Below are 25,999 nucleotides of genomic sequence, written 5' to 3'. Positions count from 1 at the left end.
CGCCGCCGCTCAGGCCTTCGGCTTCCAGGCGACGCAGTCGATCTCGACCTTGCAGTCCACCATCATGCTCGCCTGCACGCAGGCGCGCGCCGGCGGGTGGGCGCCGAAATAGGAGGCGTAGATCTTGTTGAAGGTCCAGAAGTCGCGGGGGTCGTCGAGCCAGACGCCGACGCGCACCACGTGCTCCGGCCCGTAGCCGGCTTCCTCCAGGATGGCGAGCACGTTCTCGATGGTCTTGTGGGTCTGGGGCACGATGCCGCCCTCGATGATCTCGCCATCGACCATGGCGACCTGGCCGGAGACGTAGAGCCAGCCGTCGGCCTCCACGGCCCGGGCGAAGGGCAGGCTCTGGCCGCCGGCGCCGGCCTTGCTGGCCCCGTAACGTGTGATGCTCACGGCGTGTCCTCCGTCGGTCAATGGAAGCTGGTGGTCTTCAGGAACTCGGCCAGCCGTTCGGTCTGCGGCCTGACGAACATGGTCTTGGGGTCGCCCTCCTCGCCGATCCGCCCCTGGTTCATGAAGACGACGCGGTCGGCGACCTCGTAGGCGAAGCGCATCTCGTGGGTGACGAGCAGCATGGTCATGCCGTCGCCGGCGAGGTCCTTGATGGTCTGCAGCACCTCGCCGACCAGCTCGGGGTCGAGGGCGGAGGTGACCTCGTCGAACAGCATCAGCTTCGGCGACATGGCGATGGCCCGGGCGATGGCGACGCGCTGCTGCTGGCCGCCGGAAAGCTGGCCGGGATAGTGGCCGCGGCGCTCGGCGAGGCCGACGCGCGTCAGCCAGCGCTCGGCCACCGCCACCGCCTCGTCCCTGGCCATCTTCTTCACCTTGATCAGGCCGAGGGTGACGTTCTGCAGCGCCGTCATGTGGGGGAACAGGTTGAACTGCTGGAAGGCCATGCCGGTCAGCGCGCGCTGGCGGGCGATCTCGCGCTCGGGGCGGCGGATGCGGCGGCCGGAGGCGGTGTCGTAGCCGATCTCCTGGCCGTCGATGCGCACCGTGCCCTCCTCGAAATCCTCCAGCATGTTGAGGCAGCGCAGCATGGTGGTCTTGCCCGAGCCGCTGGAGCCGATGATGCAGACGACGTCGCCCCTGGCCATGGCGAGGTCGACGCCCTTCAGCACCTCGGTCTCACCGTAGCGCTTGTGCAGGTTGCGGACGTCCAGGATCGAGGGTTCGGACATGGCGGTCTCGAGCATCGGCATCAGGGGAGGGCGACCTTCTTCTCGACGAAGCGGCCGAGCCGCTCGATGCCGAAATTGATCAGGAAGAACAGGAAGCCGGCAAAGAAATAGAATTCCAGGCTCATGAACGTGCGGGAGATCTGCTCCTGCGCGGCGAGCAGCAGCTCGACCACGCCGATGATGGAGAGCAGCGTCGAGGCCTTGACCATCTCGGCCGCGGTGTTGACCCAGGTCGGCAGGATCTGGCGCAGCGCCTGCGGGAGGAGGACATAGGCGAGCGTCTGCGGGAAGGTGAGGCCGATCGCCTTGGCCGCCTCGCCCTGGCCGCGGGGGATCGCCTGCAGCGCGCCGCGGATGATCTCGCCGACATGGGAGGAGCAGAACAGGGTGAGGGCGAAGACGCCGGCCTGGAAGGCGCTGAGCTGGATGCCGACGAAGCTGAGGATGTAGAAGGCCGCCAGGATCAGCACGAGCACCGGGGTGCCGCGCAGGAAGTCGACATAGAGGCGCACCAGCCAGCGCAGCGGCCGCGCCCCATAGGTGAGGGCGAGGCCGACGGCGACGCCGAGCAGGGTGCCGAGCACGATGGCCAGCGCCGAGATCGACACGGTGACGCCGAGGCCCGAGAGGATGGCCCAGCGGGCGATCCAGAGCTGCGGCAGGAAGGCGGACAGGTTCATCGGGCCCTCCTAGCGCGGGATGCGCAGGCGCTGCTCCATGAGGCGCAGGCCGAAGACGATCAGCGAGCAGGCGCCGACATAGAGCAGGCTCGTCACCATCCAGGTCTCGATCACCCGGAAGCTCTCGACGTTGATCTTGCGGGCATAGAAGGTGAGCTCGGGCACCGAGATGGCGGCGGCGAGCGAGGTGTCCTTGAACAGCGACACGAAATTGTTGCCGAGCGAGGGCAGCACGTTGCGCAGCATCACGGGAATGGTGATCGAGGATCGGATCTGCCACTCCGTCAGCCCGATGGTCAGGCCCGCCTCGCGCAGCCCCGGCGGCAGCGCGACGAGGCCGGCGCGGAACACCTCGGTGAGATAGGCGCCGGCATAGATGGAGAGGGTGAGGATGAAGGCCTCGATCTTGTCGAGCCGGAGGCCGAGGCGCGGCAGGGCGAAATAGGCGAAGAGGATCAGCACCAGGATCGGGGTGTTGCGGATCGCCGTGACGTAGACGGTCGCAACCCCCCGGGCCAGGCGATGCTTCGAGACCATGGCGAAGGCCGCGATGAGGCCGATCACGCACCCCACGCCGATGGCGACGACGGCCAGCGCCAGGCCGAGCCCGAGCCCGGAGAGGAGCAGGCCGAAGTCGCGCCAGACCGCGGCGAAGTTGAGGGTGTAGCCCATGGCGGCGCTCGCTCGGGCCGGCTTACTTGTACTCGACAGGGAAGCCGATCGCCGGCGGTGGCAGGTCGACGCCGAACCACTTCTTGAACGAAGCCTTGTAGCTGTCGAACTCGACGCCGGTCATCGCCTCGTGGAAGACGGTGTTGACGAAGTTGACCCATTGCTGGTCGCCGCGCGGCATGGCGCAGGCATAGGTCTGCGGGTTCCAGCCATAGCCGGCATCCCTATACTGGCCGGGGGTCTGCAGGATCAGCCATTTGGCCGAGGACTGGTCGGTGGCGGCGGCGTCGGCCTGGCCGGCGTTGAGCGCCTGGTACATCAGGTCCGGGCTCTCGTACTGGTCGACCTTGGCGTCGGGCAGGGCGGCATGCACCATGGATTCAGCATAGACGTTCTGCAGCACCGCCACCTTGACCGCCGAGCCTGCCTTCTTCAAGGCGGCGTAGTCGGCATAGGAGGAGTCGGCCTTGAGCAGCAGGGCGACGCCCTCGCGGTAATAGGGGATGGAGAAGGCCACCTGCTGGGCCCGGCCGGCGGTGACGGTCATGAACTGGCAGGTGATGTCGACCTTGCCGGTGGTGATGTTGGGCAGGCGCGCGTCGGAGGACTGCTGCACGAACTCCACCTTGGTCGGGTCGTCGAACAGGCCCTTGGCGATCAGGCGGGCCATGTCGATGTCGAAGCCGACGAGCTCGCCCTTCTCGTCCTTGAAATGCCAGGGCGCGTTGGTCGAGCCGGTGCCGACGATCAGGTGGCCACGGGCCAGCACCTCGTCGAGCTTGCTCTGCTGGGCCTGGGCCGGACCGGCCGCCATGCCTGCAAAGGCCATTGCCGCGAAGGCCACGGCCGCCATCCCTCTGGTGATCGTCATCGTCATGCTCCGTTGATCGGGCTATTGGTCCACTATAGCGGACTTTATTTCCGTATAGTGGACCAAGCTGTAGGAGCGGCCTCGATAGCTGTCAAGGTGGCGACCGGTCGTGATGGCGTGGATTCTGGGGGGCCTCAGGTCGTCCCGACATCGCGCAAGATCTTCGACGGTTGCGGCAAGGACGACTGCGGCTGCACCACCCGCCGCCGTCATGGGCGGGCTTGATCCGCCCATCCACGCGAACATCGGTCCGTCAGAACCAGGCTCCAACTGGGCGGAGAGCCAGCGAGGCCGCCGTCGCGTTCGCGTGGATGGCCGGGTCAAGCCCGGCCATGACGGAACCGTTGCGGCTGGAATGGCAACGACTGCCCCATCCTCGACCGTCAGGGGCGGACTTGATCCGCCCATCCCGAGCGAAATCGAATTCGATTTCGCGGGGACCACCGGCGGTGAAGAGGGGGCGACGGCTGGTCGCGCGGCCGGCCCGGTCATGACGGGAATCGTCGTGGTCAAAGACGTCGCCGGCTCAATAGCCGGCAAATCTCAGCTGCTCTCGCGCTGGATCAGCCGGAACGGCATCACCTGCCGCTCGGGCGGCACGGCCGCACCCCGCCGCGCCGCTTCGATCGCCCGCAGCAGGAGATCGCCGGCGGAGCGGCCGATCGCCTCGGCATCGACCGCCACGGTGGTGATGCGCGGGAAGGCGCAGCGCCCCACCTCGAAATCGCCGAAGCCGGCAATGGCGATGCGGCCGGGCACGGCCCAGCCGCGGCGGTGGCATTCCATCAGCGCGCCGAAGGCGGAGAGGTCGGAGACGCAGATCGCGGCGTCGATATCCGGCCATTGCGACACCAGACGCACGATCGCCTCGGCGCCTTGCTCCATCGAGATCGGCGGCTGGCCGAAGGAGATCGTCCGCCCGTGCGGCAGGCCCAGCTCCTCGACGGCCTGGACATAGCCCTGGCGGCGATCCTCGCCGCGGGTATCGCGGTTGCTGGTGCCGCCGATGAAGCCGATGCGGCGATAGCCCCGGCCATGGAGGTGATGGACGAGGGCGCGCATGGCGGCGGCGTTGGAGAAGCCGACGACATGGTCGATCGGCTCGGCGGGCAGGTCCCAGGTCTCGATCACCGGAATGGCCGCGGCGGCAAGCAGGCGGCGCGCCCGCTCGGTGTGGCGTCCGCCGGTGACGACGATCCCCTCCGGGCGGCGCTGCAGCATCGAGGCGATCAGCCGCTCCTCCTTCTCCACGACATAGTCGGTATAGCCGAGCAGGAGCTGCAGGCCGCTGGCCTCGATCGCCTCGGTGAGGCCGCGGGCGGTGTCGGAGAAGTTGGAATTGTTGATCGACGGGATCAGGGCGGCGACGAAGCCCGAGCGCTTCGAGGACAGGGTGCCCGCGGTCTGGTCGAGGACATAGCCGAGCTCGTCGACCGCGGCCAGGATGCGCCGGCGCGCCTCCTCGGAGATCGAGGCGCCCTTCTTCAGGGCGCGCGACACGGTCATGGCGGAGACGCCGGCCTTCTCGGCGACGTCCGCCATGGTCGGCTGGCTGCGCGGGCGCTTGCTGGCAGGGTCGTCCGCGGGCATCGGGGTCTGGCGGCCCCTTCTCGTGTCGCTCAGGCCCTCACCCCGCCGTGCCGCCCCACGGCCCGTGATGGGTGCCGGGCTGGTCGATGCGCTCGAAGCCGTGGGCGCCGAAGATGTCGCGCTGGGCCTGGACCAGGTCGAGGGTGGTGCGATGCGAGCGCAGCTGCTGGAGATAGGACAGGCCGGCGGCGAGCGAGGGCGCGGCATGGCCCTTGCCGATGGCGAGGCCGAGCACGCGCTGCATCGCCGGCAGGGCGTCGGCCAGGATCGCGGCGAAGCCCTCGTCGAGCAGCAGCGAGGCGAGGCCCGCATCCTTGGCATAGGCGCCGGCGATGCGGTCGAGCAGGCTGGAGCGGATGATGCAGCCGGCGCGCCAGATGCGGGCGATCTCGTCGAGCGGCAGGGTCCAGCCCGAGCGGGCGGAGGCGGTGGCCATGACTTCGAAGCCCTGGGCATAGGCCAGGATCTTGCCGGCCAGCAGCGTCTTCTCCAGGTCGGCGATCAGCTCGGGCGTCGCCTCGCCGATGCGCTCGCGCGGGGCATCGCCGAGCGTCTTGCTGACGGCGGCCCGCAGCGCCTTGGCGCTGGAGAGGCCGCGGGCCTCGACCGCCGCGACGATGGCGCCGGCGGCGACGCCGAGGTCGAGCGCCTCGATCGCCGACCAGCGGCCCGTGCCCTTCTGGCCGGCGCTGTCGAGGATGACGTCGACGATCGGCCGGCCGGTGGCGGGATCGGTGGTGCGCAGCGCCTGCGCCGTGATCTCGATGAGGTAGGAGGCGAGCGGGCCCTTCGTCCAGCGCTCGAAGATCTCGGCCATGGCGGCCGGCTTCAGGCCGAGGCCGTCGCGCATCAGGCCGTAGATCTCGGCGATCATCTCCATGTCGGCATATTCGATGCCGTTATGCAGCGTCTTGACGAAATGGCCGGCGCCGGCCGGGCCGAGATAGGCGGCGCAGGGCGTGCCCTCGTAGCGCGCGGCGATGGCGGTGAGCAGCGGGCCGATGCGCTCGAAGGCCTTGGGCGCGCCGCCGGCCATGATCGAGGGCCCGTGCCGCGCCCCCTCCTCGCCGCCGGAGACGCCGACGCCGAGGAAGTCGAGGCCGTCGGCCTTCAGCGCCGCGTCGCGGCGCATGCTGTCGTGATAGTCGGCATTGCCGGCATCGATGATGCAGTCGCCGGGGGAGAGATGCGGCTTGAGCTGGGCGATGCTCTCGTCGACCGCGGTGCCCGCCTTGACCATCAGCAGCACGGTGCGCGGCGGCTCCAGCGCCGCCACCAGCTCCACGATCGAATGGCAGGGCACCAGCTTGTCCGCCAGCGGTCCGGCGGCCACCAGCGTCTCGTCGACGCGCTCGACCGTGCGGTTGTAGATCGCCACCCGGAACCCCTTCTCGGCCATGTTGAGCACGAGGTTCTGGCCCATGACGGCAAGTCCGATGACTGCGATGTCGGCGCCCGCCATTGTTCACTCTCCCTTGTCGACGCCGGCGCGGCCGGCGAATGCGTGCTGGTCCCGAAAGAATATCTGCGCGGTGATATAGGGCCGATTCCACTTCGGCCAGCCGAAACAGCGAGTCCGGCGCGCAGAAATCGGCCCGAACGCCGTCAGCCGGTCGGCAGCGGGAAGTCTTCGGCGCGGAAGACGGTGTGAAAGATGTCGCCTTCGAACATCGCCATCAGCTCGCCGGTGACGACGCGGCTCTGCGCTCGCACGTCCGAAGCCAGCGCCGCCTCGATTGCGGCGCGCGAGGGATAGCGGATCGCCAGCACCATCTCCAGGCGCGGCTCGGCGACATCGGCCTCCTCCTGGCGCAGCACCCGCACCTCCTCGGCCCCGGGGAAGCGGGTCCACAGCGGCACCAGCCGCTCGCGCACGAAGGCGGTGAAGGCATCCTCGCAGCCGGGCTTCACCCGGCCCCGGAAGAAGGCGCAGCGTATGAACATGAGGGGCTCGGGAAAGGGGGATGGGCGGGGCGAAATGGGACGGTGCAGGAGGAGACGCGACGTGTGCGCCTTCCCTCCCCCTTGTGGGGAGGGATAAAGGGTGGGGGTCGTGCAGAATGAGGCGGATTGGTCTGCAAAGGGCGCCTTGTGATAAGCGCTGTGCCCTATCCTGATGGACCCCCACCCCTAGCCCCTCCCCACAAGGGGGAGGGGAAAAACGGGCGTCGCGCCCGTTGAGGCTTTCCGTCAGTTCACGCCCCAGATCTTCTTGTAGGCATCCCGATATCCGTTGTCCGGGTCGAACACGTTCTTCGGCCCGCCGTCGAAGCCGACATTGTCCGGGGTGACGAGGTGGACGCCGGGGACGTAGCCGGACCATTTTTCGTGGGCGAAGGCGCGGTTCAATTCGTCGACCAGCTGCCAGCCCTGCATGGCCAGCGGCTCGGGCACGGTGGCGGCCTGGTGATCCTTGGCGCGGATGCGCTGATAGGCGGATTCGGAGCCGTCGCCGGCGGAGATGTTCTGCGGGTCGCCGTCGCCGGCGATGCCCGCCGCCGACAGGGCCGGCGGCATGAAGTCATAATAGAGGTCGTTGATCGCCAGCGAATGCGTCCACTTGGCGCCGTTCTGCTGCAAGAGCGTGGTGGTGAGCTGCGGGATGCGGGTGGAGACGTCGGCGAGCGGCGTGTCCTGGAAGGAGAGCACCGTGCAGCCGCTGCACTGCTTGATCACCGCCTCCATGGCCCGGCCCTTGGCGATGGCGATGGCATAGGTGGAATCGGCGAAGATCACCACGCCGGCCTTGCCGTCGGAATCGGCGATCGCCTTCATCGCCGCCACCTTGGCGACCTCCATCGAATCAGTGGTGACGTTGGCGAAGACCGGCGTGCCGTCGAGCGGGCCGGGCTTGGGGCCGGAATGCCAGCCGACGATGGTGATGCCCTCCTTCGCCGCTTCCTCCAGGCCCGCCTTCTGCTCGACCGCGTCGCTGCCGCCGACGATGAGCGCATCGGGCTTGAGGGCGATGGCCTGGCTCAGCGCCGTCGACTGGCCGGAGACCGTGCCCTGGCCGTCGATCTCGCGATAGTCCCAGCCGATCGCCGCCGCCGCTTCCTTGACACCCTGCGCCACGCCGAGAATGCCGCCGTTGCGCATGTCGCCGGCGACATAGACCACGGTCTTCTTGCCGACGGCCTTGGGGCCGGTGGTCGGCCCGTCCCATTTGTCGACGCGGCCGACCGCCTTGGCGACGACGGCTTTGGCCTCGTCGAGGAAGGCGTCGGCGCGGGCGGCGGGCGCCGCCGCGGCCAGGGCCAGCGTGGCGGCCGTCGCCAGCATCAGGGATCGAATCATGGGCTTTCCTCCGGGGGTTGGGAGCGCGCTCAGGCGCCCGTCTTCTTGAACGATCTGGCGCTCGCGCCGCGCCGCCGCTGGGCGTAGCCGGCAATGCCGATGGCGATGAGCAGGGTGACGCCGTTGAACATCGGCTCGACCCAGAAGGAGCCGCCGAACTGCTGGATGCCGGCAATGCCGACGGCGAGGATGGCGACGCCCACCAGCGTGCCCCAGACATTGACCCGGCCGGGCTTGATGGTGGTGGAGCCGAGGAAGGCGCCGACCAGGGCGGGCAGGAGATATTCCAGGCCGACGCTGGCCTGGCCGATGCGCAGCTTTGAGGCGAGCAGCACGCCGGCGACCGCGGTCAGCGCGCCGGAGGCGACGAAGGCGCCCATGGTGAAGCGCTGCACCGGGATGCCGTTGAGGGCCGCGGCCTTGGGATTGGCGCCGATGGCATAGAGGTAGCGCCCGATCGGCAGGTGCTCCAGCACCAGCCAGAGCACCAGCGCCAGGGCGAGGACGTAGAAGCCGGTGATCGGCAGGCCGAACACCATGGTGCCGTTGAGGGCGAGGAAGCCCTGCGGCAGCACCGCCACCACCTGGCGGCCGCCGGTGTGCCAGAGCGCAACGGCGTAGAGCACCGTGCCGGTGCCGAGCGTGGCGATGAAGCTGTCGATGCGGGCGACCTCGACCAGCACGCCGTTGACCAGGCCGACGCCGGCGCCGAGCAGGATCACCACCAGCACCGCCAGGGGCCAGGGCAGGCCGAGCATGGTCTGCAGGCTGATGGCGAGGATGTGCCAGAGCACGATGCCGTAGCCGACGGTGAGGTCGATCTTGCCCGAGACCATCGGGATCATCGCCGCCAGGGAGAGCAGGGCGATGATCGCCTTGTCCGAGACGATCGACCGCACGTTCAGCATGGTCGGGAAGGTCTGCGGCAGCAGGATCGAGAACAGCACGGCCAGCGCCACCGCCAGGATCGGCAGGCCGAAGACGGGCAGGCGCCGCAGCAGCCGCTCGCGGGCTCCGAGCGGCTCGAGCTCGGCCCGGGTCGGCTCCAGCGCGTCGGACTTGATCGAGTTCATCGACATGCCGTCTTCCCTCTCTCAGGCCGCTTCCGACGCGGAGGCGGCGGTGATCACCGCCTCGGTCGTCAAGGCATGGCCGGTGAGCTCCGCGATGATCCGGCCGCGGTTGAACACCAGCGCCCGGTGACAGATATGGGCGACCTCCTCGAAATCGGTCGAGACCACCACCACGGCGAGGCCCTCGTCGAGGGCGCGGGCGATCAGGCGGTAGATCTCCGCCTTGGCGCCGACGTCGACGCCGGCGGTCGGGTCCTCCGCCACCAGCAGGCGCCGGCCGGTGGCGAGCCAGCGCCCGACCACCACCTTCTGCTGGTTGCCGCCGGAGAGGCCCTCGATCGGCAGGTCGGGGTCGTTGGGGCGCAGGCCCACCGAGGCGCCGAGCGCCACGGCCCGGCGCGCCTCGGCTCGCGGCGACAGGGCCGAGAACAGGCCGCGACCGGCGGCGCCCGGATTGAGGAAGGCGTTCTCGCGCACGCTGAGCGAGGGGGCGACCGATTCCTCCGTCCGGTCGCGCGCCACCAGGCCGATGCCGGCGGCGAGCGCCGCGCGCGGCGAGGACAGGTCCGGCTGCGCGCTGTCGAGGGTGATCGTGCCGCGATGCGGCGCCGCGCCGAACAGCGCCCGGCCGACCTCCTCCTGGCCCGCGCCGCGCAGGCCGACCAGGCCGAGCAGCTCGCCCTCGCGCACGTCGAAATCGATCGGCCCGGCGGCTGGTGTGGCGAGGCCGCGCACGGCAACGCGCACCGCGCCCGAGCGCAGCTCGGCCTTGCGGAAGAGGTCGAGGGTCGAGCGGCCGACGATCAGGCTGACCAGCTCCTCCGGCGTGGTCTCGGCCACCGGCTTCTCGCCGACCTTGAGGCCGTCGCGCATCACCACGACGCGGTCGGCGATGCGGAAGATCTCGTCGAGGCGGTGCGAGACATAGATCATGCCGACGCCGCGGGCCTTGAGGCGGCGCACCGCCTCGAACAGGCGCTCGACCTCGTCCGCCGGCAGGCTGGCGGTCGGCTCGTCCAGCACCAGGAAGTCGCAATCGACCACCAGGGCCCGGGCGATGGCGACCAGCGACTTCTCGGTGCGGCTGAGGCTGTGCACCCGGGTGGTCGGGGCGATGTCGCAGCCGACGGCGGCGAGCGCCGTCGCGGCGCGCTGCTCGGCCCGGCGCCAGTCGATCAGGCCGAGCGCGCCCGACCAGGCCCGGCCGGAAAAGCCCTGGGCCAGGCTCATGTTCTCGGCCACGGTCATCCATTCCACCAGGCCGAGGTCCTGGTGGATGAAGGCGACCTCCCGGCGCTCGCCGCGCGAGCGGGCGCGATGCCGGTAGGGCTCGTCGCCGATGGTGATGTGGCCGCTGTCGGCCCGGAAGATGCCGCCGAGGATCTTGATCAGCGTCGACTTGCCGGCGCCGTTCTCGCCGAGCAGCGCCACGACCTCGCCGCGCGCCACGCTCATGCTCACGCCCTTGAGGGCACGCGTGCCGCCGAAGGTCTTGACGATGTCGTCGAAGCGCAGGACGCCGGTCACGCCTTTCCTCCCGGTCCGAGGCCTGATGGCCTTCTTGGCGGTGCGGTGGTGTCGTCCGCTCCGTGCTTGTTATCGATAACAAAGGGATCGGTGGGTGTAAAGGCCGATTTGGTTGGAGCGCGCCGGCGGCAGTCACCATTGCTCGGGCCACGTGGAGCGGTTGCGGCCGTCGTGTCGCCGGCGTCGTCCTGACTATGTCAGCCGGACGGCTTCAATCTCGAGGCGCGCGCGGCCTCGGCGTTCGGCGCGGAACGGCGTTTCCTTTCCTCGAACGGCAGTGTTCGCGTGGATGGCCGGGACAGGCCCGGCCATGACGGACCGGTTGCGGCAAGAATGGCGACGGTCCCTCCACCCGCGACCGTCATGGGCGGACTTGATCCGCCCATCCACGCGAACGCCACGTCGATAGTAGAGTGCCACGCCGCCCGATGGACCCCCGCGTGCGCCAACGGCGGTCACCGCGACATCTGATCGATCACACGGGATGGCTATACATGGTATGCCCCGATGATATCGCTATCAGTCGGCCGCGCCGCGCCGTTGCAGCGCCGCGGCCGCCTCCTCGACCAGGGCCTCGGGCGGCCTGGCGATATCGAGCGTCAGCGCGCCCTCGTCCGCGTCCGGCGGCTCCAGGGTGGCGAACTGGCTGCGCAGCAGCTCGACCGGCATGAAATGACCGCTGCGATGGGCCATGCGCCCGGCGATCAGCCCCTCCGCGCCGGCGAGGTGGACGAACCGGACCTGCGGGTCGGCGGCCCTGAAGCGGTCGCGATAGCTGCGCTTCAGCGCCGAGCAGGCCAGCACCGCGTCGGTGCCGGAGGCGACCCAGCCGCGGATCGCCGCGGCCATGGCGGCGAGCCAGGGCTCGCGGTCGGCATCGGTGAGCGGAATGCCGTGCGACATCTTCTCGACATTGGCGGGCGGGTGGAACGCATCCGCATCGAAGAAGCGGGCGCCGATCCGCTGCGCCAGCAGCGCCCCGAAGGTCGACTTGCCGCTGCCCGAGACGCCCATCACCACGATCACCATCGCCATGCCTTTCTGGTTTTGGCCTTTAGGGCTGACCCATTCTGCTTTCGAGCGGATGGGGAATCCTCTTTTACGCAACGCTGGCCGATCCCCCCTTGCGGGGAGGGGTAAGGGGTGGGGGTCCATCAGGATCAGGCTCAAGCTCGGCCGAGGAGCGCAGCCTGATCCTGATTCGTCGAGCTTCACGCCTGCGACCCCCACCCTTTATCCCTCCCCGCAAGGGGGAGGGAAGACGTCGGCGTCGCGCCCCGATCGACAAGAGCCGCGTCTCGCCCCACCGTCGCGTGCCTCGATGCAGGTCTCCGCCCCCTACACCACCGGCGTCGGCAGGGGCGCGCCGGCGAAATGCGCGTCGAGGTTGGCGAGGACGAGGTCGGCCATGGCCTGGCGGGTCTCGCGGGTGGCGCTGGCCATGTGCGGCGTCAGCACCACGTTGGGGAACGCCATCAGCGCCTCGGGCACATGGGGCTCGTTCTCGAACACGTCGAGCGCGGCGCCGCCGAGGCGGCCATCGCGCAGCGCCGCGATCAGCGCCGCCTCGTCGACCAGCGAGCCGCGGGCGACGTTGACCAGCACGCCGTCCGGCCCAAGCGCCGCCAGCACCGCCGCGTCGATGATATGACGGGTCTCGGCCGACGCCGCGGCGGCGACGACCAGCACCTCGCAGTCGCCGGCGAGCGCCAGGGGCGTGGCGTGATAGGCGTAGGGCACGTCGCGCGGCGAGCGGTTGCAATAGGCGATGATGGCGCCGAAGGCCTCCAGGCGCCGGGCGATGCCGAGGCCGATGCGGCCGAGGCCGAGGATGCCGCAGCGCCGGCCCGCGACCTTGCGGCCGAGGCCGAGATCCCCGGCCGGCCAGCGACCCTCGCGCACGTGCCGGTCGCCGAGCACGAGCTGGCGCTTCAGCGCGATCAAAAGGCCGACGGCGAGGTCCGCCACGTCGTCGGTCAGCACATCAGGCGTGTTGGTGACGCGGACGCCGCGCCGCCGCGCCTCGGCGAGGTCGACCTTGTCGTAGCCGACGCCGTTGATCGCCACGATCTCCAGCCCCGGCAGCGCCGCCGCCACCTCGGCGGGAATGCCGACATTGCCGGCCGTGGCGACGGCGCGGATGCGCTCGCCGGCCTCGTCCAGCGCCGCCCGGCGCTGCGCGTCGTCGAAGCCGCGATGCACGGTGAAGCGGTCGGCGAGCCCCGCCTCCAGCGCCGGGGTCAGCGGGCAGAGCTGCAGCACCTCTGGTCTCATGGGGTCCTCCTCCGGCGCTCAGAGCGTGGCGAGCACGCCGCCGTCGACATAGATGATCTGGCCGTTGATGAAGTCCGAGGCCGAGGAGGCGAGGAAGATCGCCGCGCCCTGCAGCTCCTCGATCCGGCCCCAGCGGCCGGCCGGGGTGCGGCCCTTCAGCCAGGCGTCGAACTTGGGGTCGTCGACCAGCGCCTGGTTCAGCGGCGTGACGAAATAGCCGGGGCCGATGGCGTTGACCTGCAGGCCGTGACGGGCCCAGTCGGTGCACATGCCCTTGGTCAGGTTCTTCACCGCGCCCTTGGAGGCGGTGTAGGGCGCGATGGAATAGCGCGCCGCCTCGCTCTGCAGGCTGGCGATGTTGATGATCTTGCCGCGCCCGCGCGGGATCATCCGCCGGGCCACGGCCTGCCCGACATAGAAGACGCTGTCGAGATTGGCGCGCATCAGCTCGTGCCAGGTCTCGACGGAAAAATCCTCCAGCGGCGTGCGCCGCTGGATGCCGGCATTGTTGACGAGGATGTCGATCGGGCCGATGCCGTCCTCGATGGCGGCGACGCCGGCGGCCACCGCGCTGGGATCGGTAACATCGAACGGCGCGGCCGCCGCATCGAGGCCCTCGCCCCTGAGCTCGGCCACGGCCGCATCGAGCTTGCCCCGGTCGCGGCCGTTCAGCACCACCCGGGCGCCGGCCCGGCCGAGGCCGCGGGCGAGCGACAGGCCGATGCCCTGGCTCGAGCCGGTGATCAGGGCGAGGCGCCCGCCGAGGTCGAAGAGCTGGGTCGACATGGCGCCTCCCGTCCGCACCCGCGGCTTTCCCGCTTGTGTTCGGGATAAAGCATGTTATCGATATCAAGACAAGAGCCCCGGGAGGAACGCCATGAAGGCTGCCGTGCTGCACGCCGCTGAGGACCTCAGGGTCGAGGACCTCGCCGAGCGGGAGATTGGCCCGGACGAGGTCAGCGTGCGCTTTGCCGCCGGCGGCATCTGCGGCTCGGACCTCTCCTATTACTTCAAGGGCCGCGTCGGCGACTTCGCCCTGCGCGAGCCGATGGTGCTCGGCCACGAGGTGGCCGGCGTGGTCGAGCGAGTCGGACCGAAGGTCGAGGCGGTGAAGCCGGGCGATCCGGTGGCGGTCAATCCGAGCCGGCCGTGCCGGACCTGCGACTATTGCCGCATCGGCCGGGGGAACCTCTGCCGCAACATGCGCTTCTTCGGCAGCGCCGCCATCTTCCCGCATGTGCAGGGTGGCTTCAGCGAGACCATCCTCGCCCGCGAGGACCAGTGCGTGCGCGTGCCGGCTTCCATGCCGCTGCGCGTCGCCGCCTGCGCCGAGCCGCTCGCGGTGAGCCTGCACGCGGTGCGCCGGGCCGGCGAGCTCCTCGGCCGCAAGGTGCTGATCGCCGGCTCCGGGCCGATCGGCATGCTCTGCGCCCTGGCGGCGCGGCGGGCCGGCGCCGCCTTCATCGCCATCACCGACCTCGTCGCCGAGCCGCTCGCCCTGGCGCGGCAGGCCGGCGTCGACGAGACCATCGATGTCGCGGCCGAGCCGGAGCGCCTCCAGCGCTACGAGGCCGACAAGGGCTTCTTCGACGTGGCGCTGGAGGCGACCGGCTCGCCCAAGGCCCTCGCCTCGCTGTTCAAGGTGGTGCGTCCGGGCGGGCGCGTCGTCCAGCTCGGCATGATGCCGCCCGGCGACATCCCGGTGCCCGCCAACATGCTGATGGCGCGCGAGATCGACTTCGTCGGCGCCTTCCGCTTCCACGAGGAGTTCGGCACGGCGGTCGAGGCGCTCGCCCGCGGCCTGATCGACGTCGCCCCGATCCTGTCCGCGGAGATGCCGATGGCCCGGGCCGACGAGGCCTTCCGCCTCGCGGCCGACCGCACCCGGGCGATCAAGGTGCACCTGCACTTCTGATTGCCCTCTGGAAGGAGACGGGCCGTGGGGTCCCCGCCGCGCAAGCCGACCATGCAGGACGTCTCGCGCCTGGCGGGCGTCTCGCCCATGACGGTGTCGCGGGTGCTGGCCGACCCGCAGCGCGTCACCGAGCCGACGCGCCGGCGCGTGCTGGAGGCGGTGGCGCAGCTGCGCTATGTGCCCGACATGGTGGCCGGCAGCCTGTCCTCGCGGCGCACCAGCTTCATCGCGGTGATCCTGCCGACCCTGACCAACGCCAATTTCGCCGACACGGCGCACGGCCTGACCGAGGCGCTGCGCCCGGCCGACTACCAGCCGCTGATCGGCTACACCATGTACCGGCTCGACGAGGAGGAGCGGCTGATCCGCGCCATGCTGGCCCGCCGGCCGGAGGCGGTGGTCGTGGCCGGCACGGTGCACACCAAGGCGGCGAGCGAGCTGCTCCACCAGGCCGGCGTGCCGGTGGTCGAGATCTGGGAGCGTCCCGACCGGCCGATCGACCGGGCCGTCGGCTTCTCCAACCACGAGGCCGGCCGCGCCGCCGCCCGCCGCCTGATCGCCCTCGGCCACCGGCGCATCGGCGCGCTCGGCCCCGGCATCGACGGCGCGGCGCGCGACTTCCGCGGCGAGGACCGCCTCGCCGGCTTCGCCGCGGCGCTGCGCGAGGCCGGGCTCGGCGACGAATTGGTGCTGCGCCACGGCGAGCCGCCGGTCTCCTTCGACCATGGGGCGCGGGCGCTGGCCGTGCTGCTGGAGCGGGCAGGTGATGTCGAGGCAGTGTTCGCGGTCAGCGACATCGCCGCCGTCGGCGCGCTGATGGAGTGCCGCCGGCGCGGCATCCGGGTGCCGGAGGACCTCTCCCTCATCGGCTTTGGCGATTTCGAGATCGGCCGCCAATGCGTGCCCTCGATCGACACGATCCGGGTCGACGCCCAGCGCATCGGCCGGCGCACCGGCGAGCTCCTGCTCGCGCTGCTCGGCAAAGGCAGCCCGGCGGGCGAGCCCGCGAGCCTCGACGTCGGCTTCGAGCTGGTGGTGCGGGAGACGACCGCCGCGGCGCGGCGGGAGCGGGGAGGGGAGCCGTGACGCAGCGCATCGGCATCGTCGGCGTCGGGGTGATGGGTAGCGCCATCGCCGCCCGCCTGATCGCGCGCGGGCATCGGGTGGTGCTGCGCGATCCCCATCCGGAGAAGCTCGCGCCGCTGCTGGCGCAGGGCGCGACGGCCGCTTCGAGCCTCGCCGGCCTGGCCGGCGCCGTCGACACGGTGATCACCAGCCTCAACACGGCCGAGATCGTGGAGAGGGTGCTGTTCGCGCCGGACGGCCTCGTCGCCGGCCCGGTCGCCGGCAAGCTGCTGATCGACATGTCGAGCATCGACCCCGGCGCGACGGCCGCCATGGCGAAGCGGCTGCGCGCGGAGGTCGGCATGGCCCATGTCGACGCGCCGCTCTCCGGCGGCGCCCCGGCGGCGCGCGAGGGCCGGCTCACCCTGATGCTGGGCGGCGAGGCGGCCGACGTCGAGCGCGCCCGGGCGGTGCTGGGAGACCTCGCCGCCAACATCACCCATATGGGCCCCTCCGGCGCCGGCCAGACCACCAAGCTGATCAACCAGGTGCTCTGCGCCTGCTCCTTCCTGGCCGTGGCCGAGGCGACCCGCCTCGCCCTCGACGCCGGCGTCGACGCCGCCCGCATCCCCGCGGCCCTCGCCGGCGGCCGGGCGGATTCGCGCATCCTGCAGGAATTCATGCCGAAGATGGCCGCCTTCGACCTCTCGCCGACGGGCCGCATCGACAACATGCTCAAGGACCTCGAAGGCGCCCAGCGCCTCGCCGCCCGCCTGCGCACCCCGATGCCGCTCACGGGGCTGGCGACGGAGCTGCACAGGATGCTGGTGGCGGCCGGGATCGGCCCGGAGGACAGCGCGGCGTATATGAAGCTGTTCGATTTCGGGCGGGGGCGGAAGGGGTAGCGACGGCTGGGCGAGACGCCATGGCTTCAGATCGAGCTCGACGCCTGCGTCTTCCCTCCTCCTTGCGGGGAGGGATAAAGGGTGGGGGTCGTGCAGAACGGGATGGAAGGGTGTTCAAAGGGCTCCCTTGACCGACGTGGTGCTTTATCCGGATGGACCCCCACCCCGTACCCCTCCCCGCAAGGGAGAGGGGATCGGCTGGCGTCGAGGGCGACGAGCTGACGGTGTGATTCTCTTCACCCCCGGAACACGTGTGCCGTCCCGGCCACCGCGAGGCGGACCAGGGTGCCGACTGCCGGAATCTCCAGGCTCGATCGCCGCAGCAGCAGCGGGGGCGTGGCGCCGCCGCCTCGCAAGGCCACCACCACGGTGCAGGCGGCGCCGGCGAAATCGGTGTCGACCACCTCGCCGAGCGGCGTCGGCTCGGCATCGGCGGCCCATCCCTCCGGCACCGGGGTGAGGGAGACCTGCTCGGGGCGCAGCATGATCTCGGCCGCGCCGCTGAGCTCGCGGTCGTCGACGCCGACGCGGCCGAGGGCGCACTCGGCCCAGCCGCCGGCGATGCGGGCGGGCAGGATGATGGCCTCGCCCAGGAACTCGGCGATCATCGCATCGCGCGGGCGCAGGTAGAGTTCGCGCGGCGTGCCGACCTGGCTGAGCCGGCCCTCGCGCATGACCGCCACCTGGTCGGCGAAGGAGAGCGCCTCGGCCTGGTCGTGCGTCACCAGGATGGTGGCGATGCCGGCGCCGCTGAGCAGGTCCGCCACCGCCTTGCGGGTCGAGGCGCGCAGGCCGGTGTCGAGGGCGGAGAAAGGCTCGTCCAGCAGCATCAGCCGCGGCCGGCGGGCGAGGGCGCGGGCGAGGGCCACACGCTGCTGCTGGCCGCCGGAGAGCTCGTCCGGCCGGCGCCGCAGCATGGCGGTCTCCAGGCCGACCATCGCCATCAGCTCGGCGATGCGGGCGGCGCGGCCGGGGTCGCCGCGCTCCAGGCCGAAGCCGATATTCTCGGCGATGGTGAGATGCGGGAACAGGGCGCCGTCCTGCGCCACCACGCCGATGCCGCGCCGGTGCGCCGGCACGGCGCCGCGCGCATCGGCCAGCACCTCGCCCTCCAGCGTCACCCCGCCGGCATCCGGCGCCTCGAAGCCGGCGACGACGCGCAGCAGCGTGGTCTTGCCCGAGCCCGAGGGGCCGACCACCGCCGTGCGGCTGCCGGCGGCCACGGTGAGGTCGACGCCGTCGAGCGCCGCCACCGCGCCGTAGCGCTTCGTCACCGACCGCAGCTCCAGGAAGCTCATCGGCCGGCCGTCCGCTTCGACTGGACATAGAGCAGCCAGGTGAGCGGCAGCGACAAGAGCACCATCATCAAGGCATAGGGCGCGGCCGCCGCATAGTCGATCTCGCTGCTATAGGCCCAGAAGGCCATGGCCAGCGTCCGGGTGCCGTTGGGGGCCAGCATCTGCGTCGCCGTCAGCTCGTTGGTGATGCCGAGGCCGACCAGCGCCATGCTGGCGGCCGCGCCGGGGGCGGCGAGGCGGATGGTGACCGCCCACAGCGCCCCGGCCGGCGAGCGGCCGAGGCTGTGCGCCGCCTGCTCCAGCTCCACCGGCGCCTGGGCGATGCTGGCGCGCAGGCTGACCAGGGCCCGCGGCAGGAACATCAGGACATAGGCGAACAGGATGGTGGCCGCGGTCTGGTAGAGCGGCAGCGCCACGCGCACGGTGATGGTGGCGAGCGCCAGGGCCACGACCACGCCCGGCAGCGAGCCGACGATGTAGTTGGAGCCCTCCAGCAGGCGCTGCAGCCGCCCCGGCGCCCGGATCGACAGCCAGGCCATCGGGATGGCGGCCAGCGTGGTCAGCGCCGCGCCGATGAGGGCGAGGCCGAGGGTCTGGCCGAGGGTCCGCAGGATCTCGTCGAAGCGCCAGATCTCGGCGCCCCCGGCGGCCAGCCAGCGCGCCAGGGTGACGCAGGGCACGCCGAGGGCGAGGGCCGTGACGATGGCGGGCAGGGCGAGGCAGGGCAGCCGCGCCCGGCCGAGCCGGCGGGGCTGCGGCTGGCGGTCGGCCCCGGCGCCGACGCGGGCATAGCGCGCCCGCCCGCGCAGGCCGGCCTCGAAGCCCAGCAGGCCGAAGCAGCAGGCGACGAGCACGATCGCCAGCATGTTGGCGGCCGGCCCGTTATAGCTCGACTGGAACTGGTCGATGATCGCCGTGGTGAAGGTGTCGAAGCGGATCATCACGTAGAGGCCGTATTCGGCCAGCAGGTGGAGGCCGATCAGCAGCGAGCCGCCGCACAGCGCCAGGCGCAGCTGCGGCAGCACCACCCGGAAAAACACCCGCCAGGGCGAATGGCCAAGCGAGGCGGCGGCATCCTCCAGCCCGGGATCGAGGCGGCGCAGCGTCGCCGAGACCGGCAGGTAGAGGAAGGGGAAATAGGCGATCACCGAGACCAGCACGCCGGCGAGCGGCCCCTCGAGGCTCGGGATCAGCGTCACCCAGGCATAGCCCTGGACGAAGGCGGGCACGGCGAGCGGCGCCACCGCCAGCCAGGACCAGAGCCGGGCGCCGGGCAGGTCGGTGCGCTCGGTCAGCCAGGCGAGCGCCACCGCGAGCACGGCCGAGATCGGCACGGTGAGCGCCACCAGGAGGGCGGTGTTGACCAGGAGCTCGCCGACGCGCGGACGGACAATGAGAGCCGAGGCGGTGGTCCAGCCGGTCTGGATCGCCACGGCGACGACGAAGCCGAGCGGCAGGAGCGTCGCGAGGGCGACCAGCACCGCGGCGGCGACCATCCAGGGCGCCGCCAGCCGGCGGCGCGCCCCGGCGCCCGGGAGGGCGAGCCGGCCCGGCCGTCCGATCTCAGCCGTGGGATGCGCGGCGGTCATTCCAGCAACAGGTCCTGTCCAACGCAAAACTCCCGCGAGCCGCGACCCGCAGGAGCCAATAGCAAGGCGAAGGCCCTTCGCCAAGGAGGCCGGAATGGCACGGACCGGATGCGCGCCCGGTCCATGCCGCCCGGTTCAGAGCAGTCCCGCCTCGGTCATCAGCTCGGTGACCTTGGCGCTGTTGAGCTTCGAGGCCTCGACCTTGGGCGCCTGCAGATCGTCGAGCGGCACCAGCTTGGGGTTGGACTGCGCGCCGACGCCGACTGCATATTCGTAGGACGTGCCGGTCTTCAGGATCTCCTGGCCGCCCTTGCCGGCGACCCACTTCAGGAAGGCCTGCGCCTCCTTCGGATGCTGGCTCGAGGCGAGCACGCCGCCGCCGGAGATCGAGACGAAGGCGCCGGGATCCTGGTTGCGGAAATAGTGCAGCGCCACGTTCTTGGAGTTCTCGCCGGTCTTCGCCTGGTCGCCGAAATAATAGTAGTGGTAAATCACCGCGCCCTCGACCTGGCCGGCATTCACCGCCTTCATGGCGACGCTGTTGCCCTTGTAGGCCGTCGCGTTCTGCTTCATCGCCTTGAGCCAGTTGAGCGTCGCCGCCTCGCCCTTGAGCTCGAGCAGGGCGCTGACGATGGCCTGGAAGTCGGCGCCGGAGGGCGAGGCGGCCCAGCGGCCCTTCCAGGCGGGATCGGCGAGGTCGAGGAGGGACTTGGGCAGCTTGTCCTCGGTCAGCCTGGTCTTGTCGTAGGCGAAGACCGTGCTGCGGGCCGCCACGCCCACCCAGCGGCCGTGGGCCGGCCGGAACTGCTCGGGCACCTCGGCCAGCGTCTCCGGATCGATCGGCGCGAACAGGCCGGCATTGTCGACCAGCACCATGGCCGGCGAGTTCTCGGTCAGGAACACGTCCGCCGGCGAGCCCTTGCCCTCCTGGACGATGAGGTTGCCGAACTCGGTGTCGCTGCCGTTGCGCAGCGTCACCTTGATGCCGGTCTCCTTGGTGAAGCCGTCGGCCCAGGCCTGGGTCAGGCTCTCATGCTGGGCGTTGTAGACGACGATGCCCGCGTCGTCGGCGGCCGCCGCCGGCGCGAGCATCCCCGGTGCCGAGATCAATGCGAGGGCGAGCGAGGCGATACCGGCGAGGGATGGAACAGCAATCTTCATGAAAACCTCTGCGGTGCAAAGACACGTTCGCCAGCCCGGGGGGACGTGGCCTTTTGCTCGCGGGTCTTGCCGCCGTCAACGTCTATCTTTTGTAATTATTATAACTCGAAACTCCGTCGATATTTCTATGTTAGAATATATCTAATCTTGAGGCCGGCTCCGAAGACCGCTGCGACGCCGAGACAGGCCGAGCGCGGACGCCCCGGTGAACATCTCGCCCGTGCCGCTGCCGGGTGCGCCATTCCCTGATAGGATGGGCGTCGAGCCTGCCGTCCGCCGTTCCACGATCGCGCCGAGGACCGCTCCATGACCGCACCGAGACCGTCCAAGACCCATATCGGCAACCATGCGCTGCATCCCGAGACGCTGATGCTCGGCTACGGCTTCGACCCGCAGCTCTCTGAGGGCGCGGTCAAGCCGCCGGTGTTCCTGACCTCGACCTTCGTGTTCAAGTCGGCCGAGGAGGGGCGCGACTTCTTCGACTATGTCTCGGGCCGGCGCGAGCCGCCGCGCGGCACCGGCGCCGGGCTGGTCTATTCGCGCTTCAACCATCCCAACAGCGAGATCGTCGAGGACCGCCTGGCAATCTACGAGGGCGCGGAGGCCTGCGTGCTGTTCTCCTCGGGCATGTCGGCGATCGCCACCACCCTGCTCGCCTTCGCCCGGCCGGGCGACGCCATCCTGCATTCCCAGCCGCTCTACGGCGGCACCGAGACGCTGCTGGCGCGCACCTTCGCCACCCTCGGCATCGCCGCGGTCGGCTTCGCCGACGGCGTCGACGAGGCGGCGGTGCGGGCCGCGGCGGAGGAGGCAGCGGCCAAGGGCCGCGTCTCGCTCATCATGATCGAGACGCCGTCCAACCCGACCAACACGCTGGTCGACATCGCGCTGATGCGGCGCATCGCCGACGAGCTCGGCGAGCGCCAGGGCCACCGGCCGGTGGTGGTGTGCGACAACACCCTGCTCGGGCCGGTGTTCCAGCGCCCGCTCGAGCACGGCGCCGACGTCTCGGTCTATTCGCTGACCAAATATGTCGGCGGCCATTCCGACCTGATCGCCGGCGCGGCGCTCGGGCGCACGGCGGTGGCGAGGCCGATCAAGGCGCTGCGCGGGGCGATCGGCACCCAGCTCGACCCGCATTCCTGCTGGATGCTCGGCCGCTCGCTGGAGACGCTCAGCATCCGCATGCAGCGGGCCGACGACAATGCCCGCGTCGTGGCCGAGTTCCTGCGCGGCCATCCCAAGGTGGAGCGGGTGCACTACCTGCCGTTCCTGGCGCAGGGCACGCCGGCGGCCGAGGTGTTCGGGCGCCAGAGCCTCGGGGCGGGCTCGACCTTCTCCTTCGACATCCGCGGCGGCGAGAAGGCTGCCTTCGCCTTCCTCAACGCGCTGGAGATCTTCAAGCTGGCGGTGAGCCTGGGCGGCACCGAATCCCTCGCCAGCCACCCCGCGGCCATGACCCATTCCGGCGTGCCGGCGGCAGTGCGAGCCCGCATCGGCATCCTCGACACCACGATCCGGCTCTCCATCGGCATCGAGCATCCCGACGACCTCGTCGCCGACCTGACCCAGGCGCTGGCGGCGGCGGGGTGAGGGGGACACGGTGAGCGTCGCGCCTGAAGCATCCTGGGATCAGCGCAGGGCGTTACGCCACGCTCCGCCTTTCGCGTGCGCCTTCGCACTTGCCCCCACGGCACGCGACGTCCACAGTCCGGCCCAATTCCAGGGGAGGATTCGGGTATGTCGGGCGCGAATATCGTCTTGATCGTCGTTGCCGTTCTGATCGTGCTCGTGCTGTTCGCCGGCATCAAGACCGTGCCGCAGGGCTACACCTACACCGTCGAGCGCTTCCGCCGATACACCCGCACGCTGTCTCCCGGCCTCAACCTGATCGTGCCCTTCTTCGACACGATCGGCGCGAAGATGAACGTGATGGAGCAGGTGCTCGATGTCCCTCGGCAGGAGATCATCACCAAGGACAATGCTACCGTCGCGGTCGACGGCGTCGCCTTCTACCAGGTGATCGATGCCGCCAAGGCGGCCTATGAGGTCTCCAACCTCAACAGCGCCGCCCTGAACCTGATCATGACCAATATCCGCACGGTCATGGGCTCGATGGACCTCGACCAGCTCCTGTCGCATCGCGACGAGATCAATGTGCGGCTGCTCAACGTGGTCGACGCCGCCGCGACGAGCTGGGGCGTCAAGGTCACTCGCGTCGAGATCAAGGACATCGTGCCGCCGGCCGACCTGATCGCCGCCATGGGTCGGCAGATGAAGGCCGAGCGCGAGAAGCGCGCCGTGATCCTGGAGGCGGAAGGCCAGCGCCAGTCGGAGATCCTCAAGGCCGAGGGCCAGAAGCAGGCGCAGGTGCTGGAGGCCGAGGGCCGCAAGGAAGCCGCCTTCCGTGACGCCGAAGCCCGCGAGCGTTCGGCGCAGGCCGAAGCCGCCGCCACGCTCGTGGTCTCCGAGGCGATCTCCAAGGGCGACACCGCGGCGCTCAACTACTTCATCGCCGACAAATATGTGAAGGCGTTCCAGAGCCTGGCCTCGGCGCCCAACCAGAAGGTGCTGGTGCTGCCGATGGAGGCGACCGCCCTGATCGGCTCGCTGGCCGGCATCGGCGAGATCGCCAAGAGCGTGTTCGGCGATGCCGCCACGCCCCCGGCGCGCCGGCCGGCCGGCGGCATTCCGCGCGTCGAGCCCCGCGAGGAATGAGCGGCATGGCCGAAAGCGCCCTTCTCGCGCTCGGCATCTGGACCTGGTTCCTGGTGGCGGCCGTGCTGATGATCCTGGAGCTCGCCGCGCCCGGCGCCTTCATGTTCTGGCTCGGGCTCGGCGCCGCGGCGACCGGCGTCGTCAGCCTCGTCTTCGTCAACCTCACCTGGCAGCAGGAGCTGCTGGTCTTCGCCGTGCTCGCGCTGGCCTCGGCGGCGATCGGCCGCTCTGTGATGCGGCGCGTCGCCGCCCGCAGCAGCGACAGCCCCTTCCTCAACCGCCGGGCCGAGGCCTTTGTCGGCCGCGAATTCGTGCTGGCCGATCCGATCGTCCATGGCGGCGGCCGGGTGCGGATCGACGACACGGTCTGGCGGGTGACCGGCGCCGACGCGCCGGCCGGCACGCGGGTCAAGGTGACGCGGGTGGACGGCGCGGCCCTGGTGGTGGTGCCGGTGTAGCGGCGTGAACCGCAGCGGCCGATGCCGTCAGACGGCCTGCGGGGATGCCGCGCCGATCCGTTCGACGGCTGCCGCCAGCCCGGCCGCCGGGCTGCTCAGCGGCCGTGGCCCCCGGGTGACCAGAGCGGCGGCATCGGTCATCGACGCCTGGGCGAGGGCGACGATCGACGCGCCGTCGCCATAGGCTTCGTCCGCCGCCCGCGCGATCGCCCGGAGATAGCCGTCGCGATCGCCGGCCCGGAACAGGGCCCAGGCGCCGGGCACGAGGCGGATGTCGAGCCTGGCGCCGGACCGTGCCGCCGCTTCGGCGAAGAGCCGCGTCGTCGGCACCACCGTCGTTTCCAGGGCGCAGAGCACCGCGACCGCTCCGCCGGCGCCGGTCGCCCGCTCCGCCAGCGCGCCGTCCGCGCGCAGGATGGGAACCGGGGCGGCCGGTGCGGCCGTGGCGGCCGCCTGCCCCAAGGTCGAGCAGGTCAGGAGCACGGCGTCGGCGTCCCGGCCGAGCTCGAGCAGGATGGCGCCGGTCTCGTCCGCGATGGCGGGCGTGAGCCCGCCGGCATCCTCGGCCGCGCGCAGCAGCTCCGGCCGGACCTCATGATGCAGCGTGCCGTCGGGAAGGCCGAGCGCCGCCGCGGCCTGTTCGAACATGGCGACGTTGCCCTCGTGGGTGTGCAGGCAGGCGATCTTCACAAAGGTCTCCGCGCGAGGCGAGCGGCCGGGCCGCTCCACACCCGCTCTGTCGCATGGGACGCCGGCGCCGGCAATCTCAGCCGGCAACGTCCGCCAGGCCGACGAGCCGGCGGATATCGGCGGGCGTGGCGCCCTCGGCCCGGAAGGCGCGCAGGCTCCTGGAGGCCAGGCTCTTGGACAGCTTCTCGCCGTCGCCGCCGCGGATCAGGCCGTGATGGCGATAGGCCGGCGCCGGCAGGCCGAGGAGGTGCTGCAGCAGCCGGTGCACGGCGGTGGCCTCGTAGAGGTCCTGCCCGCGCACCACGTCGGTGACGCCCTGCAGGGCATCGTCGACCACCACGGCGATGTGGTAGCTCGCCGGGAATTCTTTGCGCGCCAGCACCACGTCGCCCCAGCGCCCGGGATCGGCGGGCACGGTGCGAGGCGTGCCGTCGGGGTCCTGCTCGGTCCAGGCGAGCGGCGGGGCGAGCGCGCGCGCGCGGGCCATGTCGAGCCGCAGCGCATGTGGCTCGCCGGCGGCGAGGCGGGCGCCATCGGCGTCATCCGGCAGGGCGGCGCGGGGATGCAGCGGCGCGCCGTCGGGATCGCGCGGCCAGGCGCCGGCGGCCTCCAGCGCGGCGACCGCGGCGGCGATCTCCTTGCGCGAGGCGAGCGAGGCATAGGTCAGGCCCTTCGCCGTGAGGCGCCCGAGCACGGCGGCATAGTCGGCGAAATGCTCGGACTGGCGACGCGGCGGCCCGTCGAAGGTCAGGCCGAGCCAGGCGAGATCCTCCAAGAGGTCGGCGACGAAGGCCGGCCGGCAGCGCGTGATGTCGATGTCCTCGATGCGCAGCAGCAGCCGGCCATCGCGGCGGCGCGCGAGATCGGCGTTCAGCAGGGCCGAGTAGGCATGGCCGAGATGCAGGTGGCCGTTGGGGCTGGGCGCGAAGCGGAAGGTCGGACGCGGGCTCGGAATGATCGTCGCTCGTCGGGGACGGGAGGGCGGGATATTTCCGGAGTTCGGCGGGGAAAGCAAAGAGACGGAAGCAG

General features: G+C 70.8%; 25 protein-coding genes. 6 read left to right on the top strand and 19 right to left on the bottom strand.

Annotated features, from left to right (window positions below; genetic code table 11):
- Positions 1–9: 9 nt before the first annotated feature.
- The 14 genes from QO011_RS04300 to QO011_RS04235 all read right to left on the bottom strand — a co-directional run bounded on the left by QO011_RS04300 (position 10) and on the right by QO011_RS04235 (position 13,957).
- Complete coding sequence (locus QO011_RS04300; protein WP_307268133.1) at positions 10–396, bottom strand: RidA family protein; 387 nt, start codon at positions 394–396, stop codon at positions 10–12.
- Positions 397–413: 17 nt separating this feature from the next.
- Complete coding sequence (locus QO011_RS04295) at positions 414–1,187, bottom strand: amino acid ABC transporter ATP-binding protein (RefSeq protein WP_307268130.1); 774 nt, start codon at positions 1,185–1,187, stop codon at positions 414–416.
- Between the two features lie 20 nt (positions 1,188–1,207).
- Complete coding sequence (locus QO011_RS04290) at positions 1,208–1,867, bottom strand: amino acid ABC transporter permease (protein ID WP_307268128.1); 660 nt, start codon at positions 1,865–1,867, stop codon at positions 1,208–1,210.
- Positions 1,868–1,876: 9 nt separating this feature from the next.
- Positions 1,877–2,539: an amino acid ABC transporter permease gene (locus QO011_RS04285; protein WP_307268126.1), complete on the bottom strand. Its 663-nt coding sequence runs from the start codon at positions 2,537–2,539 to the stop codon at positions 1,877–1,879.
- Between the two features lie 22 nt (positions 2,540–2,561).
- Positions 2,562–3,410: a transporter substrate-binding protein gene (locus tag QO011_RS04280; protein ID WP_370881898.1), complete on the bottom strand. Its 849-nt coding sequence runs from the start codon at positions 3,408–3,410 to the stop codon at positions 2,562–2,564.
- Between the two features lie 543 nt (positions 3,411–3,953).
- Positions 3,954–4,952, bottom strand: a complete 999-nt coding sequence (locus QO011_RS04275) for a LacI family DNA-binding transcriptional regulator (RefSeq protein ID WP_307269235.1) — start codon at positions 4,950–4,952, stop codon at positions 3,954–3,956.
- Positions 4,953–5,037: 85 nt separating this feature from the next.
- Positions 5,038–6,462 (bottom strand): NADP-dependent phosphogluconate dehydrogenase, encoded by a 1,425-nt coding sequence (gnd, locus tag QO011_RS04270; protein WP_307268121.1) that lies wholly within the window; start codon positions 6,460–6,462, stop codon positions 5,038–5,040.
- Between the two features lie 143 nt (positions 6,463–6,605).
- Positions 6,606–6,944: a putative antibiotic biosynthesis monooxygenase gene (locus QO011_RS04265; protein WP_307268118.1), complete on the bottom strand. Its 339-nt coding sequence runs from the start codon at positions 6,942–6,944 to the stop codon at positions 6,606–6,608.
- A gap of 246 nt (positions 6,945–7,190) precedes the next feature.
- The gene (locus QO011_RS04260; RefSeq protein ID WP_307268115.1) at positions 7,191–8,297 is read right to left on the bottom strand and encodes an ABC transporter substrate-binding protein; all 1,107 of its coding nucleotides are present in this window, start codon (positions 8,295–8,297) and stop codon (positions 7,191–7,193) included.
- Between the two features lie 29 nt (positions 8,298–8,326).
- Complete coding sequence (locus QO011_RS04255) at positions 8,327–9,370, bottom strand: ABC transporter permease (RefSeq protein WP_307269233.1); 1,044 nt, start codon at positions 9,368–9,370, stop codon at positions 8,327–8,329.
- 21 nt (positions 9,371–9,391) lie between these two features.
- A complete protein-coding gene (locus QO011_RS04250) occupies positions 9,392–10,897 on the bottom strand; it encodes a sugar ABC transporter ATP-binding protein (protein WP_307268112.1) in 1,506 nt (501 codons plus the stop codon).
- Between the two features lie 519 nt (positions 10,898–11,416).
- Entirely contained in the window at positions 11,417–11,932 is a 516-nt protein-coding gene (locus QO011_RS04245; protein ID WP_307268109.1) for a gluconokinase, read from the bottom strand.
- A gap of 303 nt (positions 11,933–12,235) precedes the next feature.
- Positions 12,236–13,171, bottom strand: coding sequence for a 2-hydroxyacid dehydrogenase (locus QO011_RS04240; protein WP_307268106.1), 936 nt, complete (start codon positions 13,169–13,171; stop codon positions 12,236–12,238).
- Positions 13,172–13,189: 18 nt separating this feature from the next.
- Entirely contained in the window at positions 13,190–13,957 is a 768-nt protein-coding gene (locus QO011_RS04235) for an SDR family oxidoreductase (RefSeq protein ID WP_307268103.1), read from the bottom strand.
- 91 nt (positions 13,958–14,048) lie between these two features.
- Between QO011_RS04235 and QO011_RS04230 the strand changes: the two genes are divergently transcribed.
- Genes QO011_RS04230 through QO011_RS04220 form a run of 3 tightly spaced genes read left to right on the top strand, consistent with a single transcriptional unit; the run spans position 14,049 to position 17,056 of the window.
- Positions 14,049–15,086 carry an L-idonate 5-dehydrogenase gene (locus tag QO011_RS04230; RefSeq protein ID WP_307268101.1) on the top strand — a complete coding sequence of 346 codons (1,038 nt, stop codon included), beginning with the start codon at positions 14,049–14,051 and terminating at the stop codon, positions 15,084–15,086.
- Between the two features lie 51 nt (positions 15,087–15,137).
- A complete protein-coding gene (locus tag QO011_RS04225) occupies positions 15,138–16,172 on the top strand; it encodes a LacI family DNA-binding transcriptional regulator (RefSeq protein ID WP_307269231.1) in 1,035 nt (344 codons plus the stop codon).
- Positions 16,169–17,056, top strand: a complete 888-nt coding sequence (locus QO011_RS04220; protein WP_307268097.1) for an NAD(P)-dependent oxidoreductase — start codon at positions 16,169–16,171, stop codon at positions 17,054–17,056. Before QO011_RS04225 ends, QO011_RS04220 begins: the two co-directional genes overlap by 4 nt.
- A 236-nt stretch (positions 17,057–17,292) precedes the next feature.
- On the opposite strand, the gene QO011_RS04215 is transcribed toward QO011_RS04220, so the two are convergent.
- The 3 genes from QO011_RS04215 to QO011_RS04205 form a co-directional block, all read right to left on the bottom strand.
- Complete coding sequence (locus tag QO011_RS04215; protein WP_307268094.1) at positions 17,293–18,354, bottom strand: ABC transporter ATP-binding protein; 1,062 nt, start codon at positions 18,352–18,354, stop codon at positions 17,293–17,295.
- Positions 18,351–19,943, bottom strand: a complete 1,593-nt coding sequence (locus tag QO011_RS04210) for an ABC transporter permease (RefSeq protein WP_370881897.1) — start codon at positions 19,941–19,943, stop codon at positions 18,351–18,353. The genes QO011_RS04215 and QO011_RS04210 overlap by 4 nt, the downstream gene beginning before the upstream one ends.
- Before the next feature lie 135 nt (positions 19,944–20,078).
- Complete coding sequence (locus QO011_RS04205; protein ID WP_307268091.1) at positions 20,079–21,104, bottom strand: iron ABC transporter substrate-binding protein; 1,026 nt, start codon at positions 21,102–21,104, stop codon at positions 20,079–20,081.
- Positions 21,105–21,410: 306 nt separating this feature from the next.
- Between QO011_RS04205 and QO011_RS04200 the strand changes: the two genes are divergently transcribed.
- The 3 genes from QO011_RS04200 (at position 21,411) to QO011_RS04190 (ending at position 24,280) form a co-directional block, all read left to right on the top strand.
- Positions 21,411–22,697: a cystathionine gamma-synthase family protein gene (locus QO011_RS04200; RefSeq protein ID WP_307268090.1), complete on the top strand. Its 1,287-nt coding sequence runs from the start codon at positions 21,411–21,413 to the stop codon at positions 22,695–22,697.
- 147 nt (positions 22,698–22,844) lie between these two features.
- A complete protein-coding gene (locus QO011_RS04195) occupies positions 22,845–23,822 on the top strand; it encodes an SPFH domain-containing protein (protein WP_307268088.1) in 978 nt (325 codons plus the stop codon).
- A gap of 5 nt (positions 23,823–23,827) precedes the next feature.
- Positions 23,828–24,280: an NfeD family protein gene (locus tag QO011_RS04190; RefSeq protein ID WP_307268086.1), complete on the top strand. Its 453-nt coding sequence runs from the start codon at positions 23,828–23,830 to the stop codon at positions 24,278–24,280.
- A gap of 27 nt (positions 24,281–24,307) precedes the next feature.
- On the opposite strand, the gene QO011_RS04185 is transcribed toward QO011_RS04190, so the two are convergent.
- Complete coding sequence (locus QO011_RS04185; RefSeq protein WP_307268085.1) at positions 24,308–24,970, bottom strand: aspartate/glutamate racemase family protein; 663 nt, start codon at positions 24,968–24,970, stop codon at positions 24,308–24,310.
- 76 nt (positions 24,971–25,046) lie between these two features.
- Complete coding sequence (gene gluQRS, locus QO011_RS04180; protein ID WP_307269227.1) at positions 25,047–25,925, bottom strand: tRNA glutamyl-Q(34) synthetase GluQRS; 879 nt, start codon at positions 25,923–25,925, stop codon at positions 25,047–25,049.
- Between the last annotated feature and the right edge of the window lie 74 nt (positions 25,926–25,999).

Origin of the sequence: Labrys wisconsinensis, from assembly GCF_030814995.1 — a bacterium.
GTDB lineage: Bacteria > Pseudomonadota > Alphaproteobacteria > Rhizobiales > Labraceae > Labrys > Labrys wisconsinensis.
The sequence above is the reverse complement of the archived record's forward strand: the minus strand, read 5'-3'. Positions and strand labels throughout refer to the sequence as shown.